Source organism: Fibrobacter sp. UWB3 (assembly GCF_002210405.1).
Classification (GTDB): domain Bacteria; phylum Fibrobacterota; class Fibrobacteria; order Fibrobacterales; family Fibrobacteraceae; genus Fibrobacter.
Map to the genome: position 1 here is coordinate 120,679 of NZ_MWQJ01000010.1, position 14,552 is coordinate 135,230.

At 41.6% G+C, this 14,552-nt stretch carries 10 protein-coding genes; 4 read left to right on the forward strand and 6 right to left on the reverse strand.

The window, feature by feature from the left end:
- The 4 genes from aroC to B7991_RS11805 all read left to right on the forward strand — a co-directional run bounded on the left by aroC (position 1) and on the right by B7991_RS11805 (position 4,604).
- Positions 1–1,083, forward strand: a complete 1,083-nt coding sequence (gene aroC, locus B7991_RS11790) for a chorismate synthase (protein ID WP_088631005.1) — start codon at positions 1–3, stop codon at positions 1,081–1,083.
- A gap of 69 nt (positions 1,084–1,152) precedes the next feature.
- Positions 1,153–2,031, forward strand: coding sequence for a tetraacyldisaccharide 4'-kinase (locus B7991_RS11795; RefSeq protein ID WP_088631006.1), 879 nt, complete (start codon positions 1,153–1,155; stop codon positions 2,029–2,031).
- Positions 2,032–2,094: 63 nt separating this feature from the next.
- A complete protein-coding gene (locus B7991_RS11800; RefSeq protein ID WP_088631007.1) occupies positions 2,095–3,639 on the forward strand; it encodes a hypothetical protein in 1,545 nt (514 codons plus the stop codon).
- A 14-nt stretch (positions 3,640–3,653) separates the two neighbouring features.
- Positions 3,654–4,604, forward strand: coding sequence for a hypothetical protein (locus tag B7991_RS11805; protein ID WP_088631008.1), 951 nt, complete (start codon positions 3,654–3,656; stop codon positions 4,602–4,604).
- Position 4,605: 1 nt separating this feature from the next.
- On the opposite strand, the gene B7991_RS11810 is transcribed toward B7991_RS11805, so the two are convergent.
- From B7991_RS11810 to B7991_RS11835, 6 genes are all read right to left on the reverse strand, one after another.
- Positions 4,606–5,523, reverse strand: a complete 918-nt coding sequence (locus tag B7991_RS11810) for a hypothetical protein (RefSeq protein WP_217898062.1) — start codon at positions 5,521–5,523, stop codon at positions 4,606–4,608.
- A gap of 60 nt (positions 5,524–5,583) precedes the next feature.
- Complete coding sequence (locus B7991_RS11815) at positions 5,584–6,504, reverse strand: fibrobacter succinogenes major paralogous domain-containing protein (protein WP_141099875.1); 921 nt, start codon at positions 6,502–6,504, stop codon at positions 5,584–5,586.
- A 92-nt stretch (positions 6,505–6,596) separates the two neighbouring features.
- Positions 6,597–7,832 carry a hypothetical protein gene (locus B7991_RS11820; RefSeq protein ID WP_088631011.1) on the reverse strand — a complete coding sequence of 412 codons (1,236 nt, stop codon included), beginning with the start codon at positions 7,830–7,832 and terminating at the stop codon, positions 6,597–6,599.
- Between the two features lie 104 nt (positions 7,833–7,936).
- The gene (locus B7991_RS11825) at positions 7,937–9,358 is read right to left on the reverse strand and encodes an SUMF1/EgtB/PvdO family nonheme iron enzyme (RefSeq protein WP_088631012.1); all 1,422 of its coding nucleotides are present in this window, start codon (positions 9,356–9,358) and stop codon (positions 7,937–7,939) included.
- Positions 9,359–9,368: 10 nt separating this feature from the next.
- A complete protein-coding gene (locus tag B7991_RS11830) occupies positions 9,369–11,234 on the reverse strand; it encodes a hypothetical protein (RefSeq protein WP_088631013.1) in 1,866 nt (621 codons plus the stop codon).
- Between the two features lie 9 nt (positions 11,235–11,243).
- A complete protein-coding gene (locus B7991_RS11835; RefSeq protein WP_159462301.1) occupies positions 11,244–14,267 on the reverse strand; it encodes a carbohydrate binding domain-containing protein in 3,024 nt (1,007 codons plus the stop codon).
- Positions 14,268–14,552: the final 285 nt, after the last annotated feature.

Sequence of the window (14,552 nt, forward strand, 5' to 3'; positions counted from 1 at the left end):
ATGTCAAGCACGTTTGGAAAGATTTTTTCTGTCACTACATGGGGTGAATCCCATGGTCCTGCTGTCGGAGCCGTCCTCGACGGATGCCCCGCCGGTCTCCCTATCACCGAAGAAATGATTCAGGCAGAACTGAATCGCAGGCGCCCGGGTCAGGGTAAACTGACGACGCCCCGTAACGAAAAAGATACGGTGAAAATCCTTTCCGGCGTTTTCGAAGGAAAAACGACGGGAACGCCCATCTCGTTCGTTGTATTTAACGAAGACCAGCATAGCAAGGACTACGCCGATATCGCCAAGTGGTACAGACCAGGACACGCAGACCTCTGCTACGACCTCAAGTACGGGTTCCGTGATTACCGTGGTGGTGGCAGAAGCTCCGCCCGCGAGACCATCGGTCGCGTCGCCGCAGGCGCCGTCGCAAAGGCCTTCCTCAAGACCGTCGCCGGTACAGAATTTCTTTCTTGGGTTTCTTCTGTTGGTGAAGTTGATTGCCCGCCTCTCAACGTGAGCGAGCTCACACTTGAACAGGTCGAAGCATCCCCCGTCCGCTGCCCAGAAGCTGCCGCCAGTGCCAAGATGGAACAGGCCATCCTGGAGGCGAAGTCCAAAGGCGATAGCGTTGGCGGAACAGTTGCACTCCTCGTGAAAAACGTCCCAGCCGCCCTCGGCGAGCCCGTGTTTGACAGACTTGACGCGCTCCTCGCCCAGGCGATGCTTTCCATCCCGGCATGCAAGGGTTTTGAAATTGGCAGTGGCTTTGCCGCAGCACGCATGCACGGCAGCGAGCATAACGATGAAATTTATGTTGAAGGCAATACCTACCACACGCGTACAAACAACGCGGGTGGTAGCCTTGGCGGCATCTCCAACGGGGAACCGATCTACTGCCGCATGGCCTTCAAGCCGACCGCTACAATTTCGCAGTTGCAGAAGACCGCCGGCCGCGGTTACGAGAATGGTGAACTTGCCGCCAAGGGAAGGCACGATCCTTGTGTTGCCGTCCGCGCTCCCGTGATTGTCGAAAGCATGGCAGCCCTTGTACTCGCGGACCTTTATCTGCAACAGAAACGCAATTGCCTTTAATTAATTTCTAGCTTATGAAAAGGCGATGCAGGAACGGAGTCCGGCACGACATGCATCGAGGCACTGCTAATGATATACACAACGAAGCCTTTCCGTCTTGCAGCAGCCGCATTCTACCGGATTGCGTACAAGCTGCACCATAAAATATTTTTGCGGCCACAACCGCCCATTCAGACTCCCGTCATTATCGTCGGGAGTTATTTAGCAGGTGGCGCCGGCAAGACTCCTTTTACGATCTGGCTTGCCAAACGTTTTCTAGAACAAGGTAAACGCGTAGCCGTTCTTTGCCACAGTGATGCCTGGGATGAATTTATCATGATGCAGCGGGAATTCCAATCAGGCGAGCATCCTCAAATAAAAGCTTTCGCAACCAGGAACCGCTACAAGACGGCCAAGGAAATTCAGGACAAATGCGATATCATTCTCTGCGATGATGGCTTTGAAGATACGCGTTTTACAGGCGTGCGTTACATCTGCCTCAACTGGCAAGAACCGCCAACATCCTGGAAAAGTCTCTTGCCTAACGGCCCGTTTCGCAGTCTCAAACAAGACCACGACGAAAGCAAAATCACCCATATCCGTTGCTTCGATGCAGATTCCCAAACGCCCGATATTCGCTTTTACATTAAATCCATAACAAATTACATTCCCGGCAAGCCATTATCCGCCACCCTCATTTGCGGTCTCGGTTCCCCCAAAAGATTCATTGACGATATCGGTACATTCGCGGCAAGCACCGGCATACAAATAAATAAAGTCATTACGCGCCCGGACCACGATAAACATTTCGCACAAGTTGTTCAAAAAGAAATTTCTTGCGGCAACGACATTATTATTTCACAAAAAGACGCCTGCCGTCTACCGCAAACAAACCTCGAACACCCCAAGCTCCACATTGCCATCCAAGAAATTGAAGTTTCGGCCCACCTAACATTACATTCTTCGTAAAAATTTCGGTAACTTTTCCCTTTTTTATTGTATTTTTAAGCACAAGAACTAGGGAGAGAAAATATGAATTTGCGTCAGCGTTTTGCCGAACTTCTTCAGATCATCACCAAAGACATTCCAGAAAGAGAATACTATGTGCAGTTGGGTTTCCTCACCGCACTGATTCAGGAACCGTTCTACCTCTATGGCCGCCCCGGCTGTGGAAGCTCCCTCTTTATCCGCAGAATTTCAAGCGCATTTAAAGACGCCCGTGTTTTAAAGCTCGGAAAAAAGCAAAGACAGCTCCCCGACAACATCAATGATTTTAACCTGATCATCTTTGACAACTTCACGCCAAACGATGAACTGAGCAAGAGCAATCTCCAGATTGTCATCCACGATCACGAAAAGAATTCCATCATCATCTCTGGCGACCAGAAACCGGAATCGGCTCTGAGCAGGTCCGAAGTAAGCGATCAAGTGACGCTGACCATCATGCTTCCTGACAGCATCTCCTCGGACGCCCTTTGCAAGCTCTTACAAATTCACGGCACCGACAGTAATGTCATCGTGCCTCCGTCAATTGCTATCAGCGCCGAAGAACAGGCAGAATGGATTCAGGCACTCAGCAAGGTAACGCTCTCCCCGAACACGCTTGCCGTCATTGGCAAAGTTGCAGAGACCTGCGAAAAGAACTGCGTTTACGTTCCCATCCGCAGATGGCTTGCGCTTTCAAACATGATCAAGGCTATCGCCTTCCTCAACGGCCGCACCGAGACAAAGCTCATCGACACGTTCTTCCTCGGAACATCAATCTGGGGCCGTAGCGCATCGAACACCGCCATTTCCGAAAGCTACAAGCAAATTCTCAAAGAGCAATTATACAAGAACACGCCGAGCCTCCTTGAAACGCCTTATGACGCCAACAACCTGCTCATGCGCGTCAACCACCTCGTCCACAGTTCTAACAACCTTTACGAAACCAAGCCGTTCAACGGTGAAAAGTGCCTCGCCTACCGCATCACGATCGCAGGCGAATCCGTACCGCTTTACGCGCCACTCAAGTACATCGAAACAGACATCAACTTCAATCCGTACAACGAGCTCCGTCAAATCGAAAAACGTGTTGTCTGTAATTACCACGGCACTTCAAACTGCACCATTTCTATCGATCCGCAAGTTCGCACCAGCGGGCTGCGCAGCTCCGTCAACCAGTCCAATTCCACTAACGTCAAGTTCGAAGAATTCGGAACGCTCCCGACATACATCTTGAGAGAAAACGCTCCCGAGATCATCGACGAAAAGAAAGTCCTCCGCGACACGCTTAATGCCGAAATCAAGGAATCCATGGAACGCGAAACGGCAAACCTCGTCGCATTGCGAAATACATATAAATTATTCAACGAGTCCAAGGATGACCTTTTCTGCTTTACGCAGATGTTCAACGCCGTTCAAAACGATATCAAGGAACAGTTCGACAACACTGCAAATATCATCAAGACCATCAAGAAGGCAAGCGAAGTCATCGCCACGTTACCGAGCAACATGCTCAAGACCCCGAATCTAGTCGGCAAGCCGCAAGTGAAACCGCAGGCACAGGCAACACAGCCTTCTAATGCCGAAAAATAACGTATATTGAGGGCGTGAACTTAATTCTCCTCTGGGCGGGTATCGCCTTCATTTGGCTACTATGCATCTGCATGACTAAAAAAGGTCGTGCAGTTATCCGCATTCTCTGGAGGAGCATCAAGGTCAAACTCACCATCATCGTTTGTGCCTTGGGGATTGCGGCCATCACAACCGCATATGCGACGCACCCCGAAGAATCCCCGCGCCCAACAATTGATGAAAAGCTCGAATACCAGAAGTACACCACGTCCGCGATTCAAAAGCTTTGCGACCAAGGCGAGCTCATTATCGACATGAACTGCAACCTCGACAGCGCGGCCGCAGAACTCGCCTACATACTCCCCACCGTTATCAATAATTACAATCTCGTCGTCACGCGCCCGACAACGCCGATTCTCGAATCCATCAAGGACACGTTACAGATAAAGATGATCGGCTACAAGAAATTCAAGAACAGAGGCATCCGCCTCACAAAAGCGCTACAACGCGATCTCGGCATCCGCTACGATATCGAAATCATTTCCGAAGACACGGACCACACGCTGAAAATCACATACAACGGAAAGCGCTGGGACAGCGAACACCTTTGCAACTTGCCTGTGCTTGAAGCATGCCTCCGCGAACGCACGGATCCTGCCGTTCTCATGTCCATCATCCATCACACTTCCGGATTCCAGATGAACTATCAGGGCAAAAACAACACGTCAGGACTCTTAGCGCTCGATACAGGAAAGGGCTTAGAACAAATTGATATAGGCGCCCGCCGCCTCAAAAAAGTTCTCGCGACATCACCCACGCTCGCCGACGCGGTCGCACAATTCTACCCCGACACAGAGCATCGCAACAAATTCGAGAACTGGCGCAAGGACCCGCAAAAGCATTACTGGGTGGGCCAAGTCCTTACGGACATTCAATACTACCGTAGCAACGGAATGACGCTCGTGCCGCGTAAAAGAGCGGAATAGATTATTTTTTTAATACGGTCGTCATCGCTAGAGAATCCCTGCGACCATATTGATCAACGTAAATCAACGTCCAATTGACCGTTGTATCAGAAACAAACGGTTCCGTTCGAGTATTCACAAGAGTATAGTACCCACCCATCAAAACATCTTTGGTCATTTTCAAGTAACCATCGACGGTTCCAACATCTTCTTCGATTCCTGTTTTTTTATCAATCTTTGTATAACATACCTTAGGTGGATTCTCTTTCACAGATGCAGTATATACAACCGGCATTTTACATGAACTTCTCGCTTCACATTTTGCAAACAACTTTATAGAATCAGGCGGGAACCGTTCCTCCGCGCATCTATCCGCACGAATTAAAGCCACGCTATTCTCCGACGAAGCGTTTATCGAATCCATTGTATGTTTTGAAATCCAATCAAAGCCTTCAATTTTTTCACTCATCAAAGATATGTTTTCAGGCAAGCCTTTCGCCTCGAACGAGTAATTCGAAAAGACGGAATCCTTCAACACAGCACATGGAGGCAAACGAAGCTCTGCAAAAAATTTTCGCAATGCGACCATATCAATTTTAGGAACTTCAACTTCGAACGAAAAATTCGATACCCGATTTTCACCATAATTCAAACGAACCGTATCCGCATCGATAGGAAATTTTTCATTGCGCTTTTCATGACAAAAATCAATGTACCGGCATTCAAAATTCGAGTCTTGAATATCGCAATTGAAATATCTCGACGCAATCGTAAACGTATCAACAGCATAAGGCCCGCTATTATAATTTTTCACCTTCACGTAGGAATACACTATATTGGATTTATCCGCATCGTTCACCACACTGCTTGACGGATTTGACTTTCCGCTGTCCGAACAAGCAACACAAAGAAGACATCCTAACGTCGCCGCAATCCTCAAAAAATTCATTTCTCTCCTCCTTTTTAATCGTTCATTTATGAATATAATTTAAAATTTTTCCTATAGTTCTCCCTTTACGCAGCGAACGGAATAGCCATCATACTTTTCGGCATCATTAGGGAAAATCACTTTGCTATAAGAATAGTAAAAGTCCGCATAATATGCGTCATATTCGTCAGTCTCGCTAGAAGTCCAAATACATGCACTCCGTCCTTCTTGAACAAATTCACCAGCAAAATTTATTCGCCCCGCATAAAGCAATGCAAAACCGCCTTCTTTCGATTCTCTCAACACTTCGCCTGCAATCTCATCGCCACCAGCAGCAACAATCAAATCGTTCCAATCGTAATTTGACGGAACACGCCATCCCGGCGGGCAAGCCCCCTGCACCGGTAACGTAAGATTACATTCATGTCTATATCCGCACTCATCTTCCGACTTGCCAACAGCAGCCGCCCATTTATAAAGCCGTCCATATTTCGCACAATACTCAGCAGAATCGTTATAGCAGTGACTATCCACTGTTTCGTAATTGAGATTTTGTGCAAACCACCACAAGTGTCCAATTTTCACAATCTTGTAAGTCTGCCCGTCACGTTCATCCGTCATGGTTCCTGTCACCGCATCATTCTTTTCTGATGAAGATGATTTCTCATTCTGGACGCTCGAAGAACTGATAGAAGCTTTGCGATTACTGCCAGAAGATAAACTTGCAGAACTCATCCGAAGTGAACTACTGCTTTTAACAACAGAAGAAGACAATTTATCTTTTGATGAACTCGAAGAAACAGCGGAATCCATAAGGCTGCTACTTGTCCCTCCGACCATTGAGCCGGGATTTCCATTGCTACTGCTAGAAAGAGCCCCAATTGGGATCAAGGATGACGAATTTTCATTCGCAACAAATGGATTGCTAGATTCATCATCGCAAGCCACAAAAAGTAAAGTAAAAAGCAAACTAAAATAGAATAAGAGCTTCATTTATACTCATTAAAAACATTTGTACTAAATATAAAAAAAATTAAGAAAATTACAGATATATCAAATAAAAAGTTTTTCAAGCGAAAACGGAATCAATGCGGAATAAGCGTCAGGTTTTTTTTGAAAATTTCGCGCTGCATCGGGGAAGATTCTAAATAATCATATTCACCGCCTTCATAAGGATACATAATGTTGAAATAATCAGGACAACCAGTCCAAAGAACTACTAACGAATCTGTTTTATAAGTACTATCCAACAAAGCCCAATCCAAAGGATCTTCAATATCAAAACAACGCTTTCCTAAGCCTTTTAATTTCAAACTATCTTTATATTTATCTACATATTTCTGACAATAGGGCGTATCTTCTAAACCATCTTCATAAACTGAATAATCGCCCCACGCCAACAGCTCTTTCATAGTCAGCGTCGTATGAGACAGCCCCAAAACATGGCCAATTTCATGCACCGACACATTTTGAATAGTTTTTGAACCACGAGCAAGGCCATCTGAACCACGAAAAGCAACAACCGACACATCCAAATTCAAAGAGCTTTGGTAAAAAAATCTATAAGCATATCCCGCTCTAACACTATCTATATAATCGACTAAAACTATATCAAACGCACCATCTTTTCCAGACTCACCCCATGGTTCACTTAATGAATCTATAATACGCGATGAGCCTACATACATAACTGAATCCTTCGTAAACATATACCCCACAGAAGGATGTTCATACGCATAAGAAATATAAACCGTATCTACTTGAATATCAAAATAATTATGAATAGATTGTCCAATAGCCCTTGCAAGACTATCAACTGATTTACCATCTGCGGTGCTATCAAAAGCTCCTGCAACAATCAAATTCAATGATAAATGATCTGAATAATCACCCACACCAACCAAACTCACATTATAAAAAGAATAATCCAAAAAATTTCCACCCACATCTTTTAAATGCAAAATAGCATGAGCAGGTTCATTTAATTCACACGAAAATTCAAATAAGAAACGATTCCCCTCTCGATGACCAGAGCATCCCGTTTCGCAGCATTCAATGCTATCAACGAAAAGCACTGGTTCAACATCAACAGAATCACTATAAGCAACAAGGGAGTATCTACCGCCAGATGTAATTCGCGTTCTCACCCCCTCTTTCGTAATCCGTTCATCAAGAGAATCACTTAATTGATGGACATTAGGAGTGATAAAAAAATAACCTTTAACAGAAGGATTTCGTTCTTCAGCATCAATACCAGATTCAGTACAAGCCCAATACAAAAGAGACACTAAAAATATGCATGTATTTTTCCTAAATTTCATTCAACTCCATCTCCTAATAATAGGACTTTCCAAATATACTATTACTTACGAAATAACATAATCCCTCAGCAATAACTGAGGGAAAAACTTTTCTAATCAAGCGTCTATTTTAATAGGCGGACAAGCCTTAAACCTTGATACTTACCATAGCCACCAACATAATTATTAGCATGGGCACCAAAATTCAAAGCCTGCAAGGAATCATATAAAAAACCACCCTTACAAGAAGTTATTTCGTTTCCAAAAATACTCTTTCCCGGCAACATTACATTTTCACACACAAGGCCCATCATATCATAAAGTCCATAATCATTTGGCTTCTTCATTCCAACTGGGCGAGACTCTTGATCATAGACACCGTACTTTTCAGAAATCATAACACCTTCGCCAAACCACGCATATTCAGAGGCCAAAGTAGAATTTTCACTATTTCCCCAAATATACTTTGACTTTTTATTTCCAGCTTTAGCCAAAGTCATCCATTCATTATAGTAAGGAAGACGATAACCATCAGCATTATCATCTATTTCAACACGAATCCACCCTTCATCTGAGTTTTCGTATGTTTCGAAAAAACTTGTTGTAGCAACATCAAAACTACCATCTTTATACAACTTAGGTAAATATTTTTTTTGTTTTATTTTTTTTAATTTATATACAGGCTTTAATCCATCACGAATACTACGAGCATTAGCATAAACCAAAGCATCATACAAATATACTCTAACTGCCGCTGAATCATGCGTATCGCAAATTCCATTTTTTTGCATGTTCTTCTTTTTCCCAATCCAATAATTATGATACTCTAAAGGAATTTTATCTTTAGCACGGGAATAACTTGGTATTGAATCCCATAACCCGTAAATTATTTCACAATTCGTTACCAAATATTTATCAACAGCAAGAATTTCTTTTATAGACGTATCCCTTACTGGATCTGGATACTCTCTATTATTCATATTTTTTCGTTCATCAGTATATATAACATTCTTCTTCAAAGAATATTCCTTGCCATAAAAACCGATTTCATGCATAGATTTGGACAAATCGATTCGTCTCATCCCAACAAGAATATTCACAATCTGTTTTTTTCCTGTTTTTGAAACATAACGAATCTGCGAAGACTTAACAAACTTGCCAGAATCAAATAACACACAAGAATCATTCGGAGAACTATACGATAAATCGTAAATAAACCAACGACCACCATTTGCATCATCTACACATAACGAAACCATCGTATTTTTCTCTACTTCGACCCACGAAATAGAATCCCGTAGGGATATTTTAAAGGAGTCATCGTTTTGTGTTGATCGAGACAAAGTTTTTGATGAAAAACTTTTTTGCGAATCACCAACAATAACGATTGCTTTTGAATATTTCGATCGAGCAGAAGAAACACATTCTGTTTTTTCTAAACAATCCTCATTTCCAATTTTTTTCCCATCGAGACCAAAAATGGAATAATCTGCAGCCAAAAGAACTATTGGCAAAAGGAAAATACTAATAACAATATTCTTTTTCATCTTTTACTCCTTATTCACTATACCTACCGCAATTTGCATTTTGCAGACATTCCCACTGAGAATCAAACGTTCCAATACGATCATTTGTGCTCGTTTCAACAATTGGCATCGGTCTATATCTTAATTTTGGACCAGTCGGAACCTCATGATTCATAAGATTTGCCTCTGATGTTATAAAACTACATTTTTCTTTTGTAAACAAATATCTCATCCAATATTGTCCCCCAATAAGCTGACGTTCTTCCTTATATATAAATTTACCATCTTCACTCATTTCCATACAATAAGGCACAGACGGATCCCCCCCATCTATATACAAATCAGACAAATCAAACTGATGACCAACTTCATGAATAAGCGTATTTAAAGATGACTCTCCCACCCTACGAGGAGCTATAGATACCGCACCGACAAGTTCGTCATCATCATTTCTATAAGGATAAGTTACTTGCGCTTTATTTTGCATACCAGGAAGGAATGCATAAGTATCAACATACAAATAATCACAATCTGAACTAAACGAAATTGGTTCACCAGATTGTCCGAGCAACGAAACCACAATAGGATCAGGTCCATTTAAAAATTTTAAAACAACAGGCACAGGTTTTTCACCAGCACCTCCTGAGCATTTATTCGAATAACTTTTTAAAAACACAGGCAATTCAGCACCTTTACCAAAACCATTCCCATAAAGATTTTTATACGCTGTATAAAAAGCTTCTTGACTTTTCGGAAAACTCAGCTCATTTGAATTTTTTTGATTTTTTAATTTCCAAATAAGTCTAAAACTATTTATACCAACAACCGCTCTTACCGGATTCTTTACAGCTGCTTCACTTTTTTTCTTATAAATCAATTTATCTTCTTCATATTGCTTACACCAAGCATCCTGATAGGCAGCATTTCCTTCTTCTTTATATTTTTCGCAATTATTTTTTGATTCATCATACCTAAATCTAGCTTCATTAAATTCCTTAAACATAGGATTTCGAAGCAATATTTTATCTCGCAATGTTTTATAAATCGCATCATCTCCACCATCAGTCATATCAAACTCTAATAAACTTTCAAGACCTATTTCAGATGGTTTTATTTCTTTGAGATTCACGCTCATAACAGCTTGTGAAAAAACTTCATTCATTTTAGTCTGCAGTGTATTTCTTTCATAACATCCAGCCTCTCCCAAACACGAAGATCCATCTTCGCCATCAAACTGAACATACGTTATTTCATAAGGTCCTTTTTTTTCATACGCTATCACATGTAAATTTCTGTCAAGATCATTATTACCATCCATAAGTTTATAATCACCCGCATCCAAAGACACATCTCCATCACATGTACTTCCTGAACACATTTTAACACCATCTTTATTCACTAAAGATATTTTTGAATATTCAGAAGGGACCTTTAATTTAACTTTAGCAACTTCCCCTTTAGCAACCGAAACATAAACATCCTTTCCTGCTTCAATGTAATCAGGCCAATTAGACATTGGGTCTTTATCAAACCCATACTTATGTTCTTTGGATCTATAATACCATGGAAGCGTATTTTGCCAAGTAAAGCCAATTACAGAGCCTTCTGCATGAGACTCCGCCAAAATATTAGGATATTCTTTAAATAATTCTTCTTTAGACATGGTTCCACCAGGAACATAATCAGACTCAAAATCATCGAAATCACAATATTCTGGATCAACTGCAGAAAGCTCATGACAATTTACAAATACAATATCTTCACATTTTGCCGGATCATAGTTTTCCCTACATTTTGCAGTCTCCTCAGTTGAATCAACATCACTCGTAACTTTTTTATCAGAACAAGCAATACACAACAAAGCTGTTATAACAGACAATATAATTTTAACAAACATAAGATCTCCTTATTTTGAAGCTTCTATATGAAAAAAATCCGATAATTCTTTCATACAAATTACAATTACATTTTCATAATTTTTAGCATCTTCTGGACGTCTCGAAAAAACAATTGGCTTTCCTTTTGTTTGCGTCATAGTTTGGAATACGTATTTCCCATTTTCATCACCAACACGATATACTTTAAAGCGAATAGGCTTAACATCTGTTCGTTTCGAGCCATTAACATCTTTCACCCACAACGTCACATTTGCCTCAGAAAGATTTGTTTTACTGTGCTTTCTTACAGAAAATTTCATTACACGCGCATAAGGCGACTTTGCCAAATAATTCCTATACCAATCACCAGTTATTTCATCAATCAACGGAATAGCCGGTTTTATAGTTTGGACTTTACCATCAACCCCAAGAGTCCCTATAAAAGATTCCCCTCCTTCTTTTAACGTCCATCCATACGGCCCCAACGGAATACTACTAAGTTCACGATCAGAACCAATAATATCAGCTAGAGGAACATTCACATTTTTCGTACCAGCACTCACTAAATGCGATTCATTTGAAAGGTTAATTCCAGCATCATACCCCATAAACATATTTTCGCCCGCAAAATTTGCTTCGTCAACAAATTTCGGATCTCCTGAATAAATAAACTCACCCCAACCAGAATACGTCTTAGACAATGATGAATTCAAGACATGATAACCGTTAACAACTTCACCAGCACATTCGCCAGGAGCGCAACTCGGCGTAGCATTCTTCCAAAAAATACTATTCCCAATAGTTCCATTTGCATTACCACCAATGGCGGGATTCGAAACCATAGCAACATTGGCAAAGAATGTCGAATTCCAAAGATTTAATGTCGCAGATTCGTTGTTTATCGCGCCGCCATCCAAAGCAGCGTGGTTGTTATGGAATATCGCATTACCGATATAGGTATTACCAGCAACAAGTTCAACGGCACCAGCATTTTTACCAGAAAGATTTCCCGTAAAAATCACATTGAGCATATTTGTTTCGCCATTAACTACAACCGCACCACCATCGCCTAAAGCGGCATTACCAGAGAATCTGGCATTTTCAAGGTTCAAAACACCAGCAGCATACAACGCGCCGCCATCGCCATGTGATTTCGCATCAGAGATTATAACATTATTAACCGTAAGCTTTTCGTTATCCGCACTAACAGCACCACCATTGCCCACATTAAATCCGTTTGTAATCCGCACGCCTACCAAACTACGCGGCGAACGTCCTTCAATTTCAATACGGGATGTTTCACCAAGATTAATAAGAGGCAAATCACTCTCAGAATTCAAATCCCAAATATTTCCCTTATAACCAACCAATTCAAAGCCAACCTTCCAAGGAACAACGCCATCACTATACTTTGCAGCAGCATTCCATGTACCACCAGCCATATTGATTTCACGGCCAGTAGTCTTTGCAATTTCAAGAACTGTTTCAAAATCGCCGATTGCTGTTGCAACAGTAGAACCATCGCACCCATCCTTACACGGAGTCTGCGGATTCCAATAAACACGATAATTTGAGTTCTTCACAAATTCAAATTTGTAATTGCTGCTAAACGCCTCAACCGGGAAGCCCGAAATCATATCACGAGAAACCGATATATTCACTGTTGTATTAGACGAGGAAAGATCAATAACTTTAGAATCGCCTCCATTAATTTTCACATTTGAATTCTTTGAGTACACATACATCTCCACAGATTCAGCGTTCGTAGGCAATACAGAACGATAACGATAAATCCCAGATTCAAAGAATGGACCAAAATGTTCTTCGCTATGGGAAATTTCATCTATACGTGGCTGCCGCGAAACAGTTGATTGAGGTTCAATCCTGAATTTATTCGCATACACCCCCCCCACCAAATGAGAACGAGACGGAACATTAACATACGCAGCCGGAGCTATTATCGAACCAAAATACAGGCCATCCGTTCCAAAATTCACAGAAGTTCCAGCAATTTTCCAAGATATTTCATTCGGACCGCCACCGATAATTGCAAAGCGATTTCTATCGCCAAAACGAACATTTCCCGCTACAGCAATGGACACAGGACCAGAAGTCATATCAAACGTGAATTGAGCATCGGGTTCCGTAAAAAAGCTCTGGAAGGTATAGGATCCAGACGAAAATGACACCTTTGATCTCGCATTGGCATAAAACGTTCCATAATTTCCTGGAGGAAGAATCACAGATTCATCCAAATTAACGGAAATCGGCTCTACACCAGCGGAAAATTCGGGAAGAGCAACAACCGGTTTCACCAAAGAAGTCTTTTTCTTCGACGAAACAACAACATAATTCTGTTCCATACAGGGATTGCCATATTGCAAATCTCCCTCCATATAAGCTCTTTCGTACAATGCGCATTCATTCGACGCATCTACATTTCCATAAATTTTCGAATCTGCGCCCAACAGAAGTTTCGCTCCAAAGATATCCCCTAAAGCCATGGAATAAGGGCGAAAATCAACTTCATCGGCTATAACAGTATAATCCAAAATATCATTGAAACCTACAGCAAGATCACTTCCTATAGTATTTTGAGGATTGGAGCCGCAATCAAGGCAAGTTAAACTGACGTCAGAAAAATAAACCGTGCCGGATCCCTTTCCTAGATTAAACTCAAGCCGCGCATCATCAACGTTACCAGACTCCATTTTAAATGTTTTGGTTATAACACGACCATTAACTGTTGCTGCAATTTCACCAAATTCAGCGAAAGCATCATATGGAGCGCCATCTCTACCAATTCGAATTTCGGTATTTTTCCTTTCTCCAACGCCCTGCAAAAAGAATTTCAGCTCATAAGTCTTACCGTCTTGCAATTCAATATTTCTACGAGTCAATTGAACATGCCAATAATCATAGCCACCATAGGAAACAGAGACTGTCCCACCGCTAATAGTAGCATAAGCCCCTTCATACATAGCAAGGGACCATTCGGAATACGGGAAATCAACGGCAAAAGATTTCGTCATCGCCGTCAAGACCATCAGCATTATCAAATTCCTAAGAATTGATTTACAACATTTAGAAAATTGCAACACACACAATTTCATTTCATAAACCTCATTTTAACATTACAAATTAATAACATCATAAAATAATAACATTATTTTATCTTGTCAACAAGAAATCATTTATTACAAACTTATTTTTACAAAATATAACAATTAAATTTCTAGCAAATTTCCATTCAAACTATCAAAAACAAATTCATTTTAGCAAACGTTATTAAAATTCAAAACAAAAAAACTCAAAAGCATTATTGGGTGGGCCAAGTC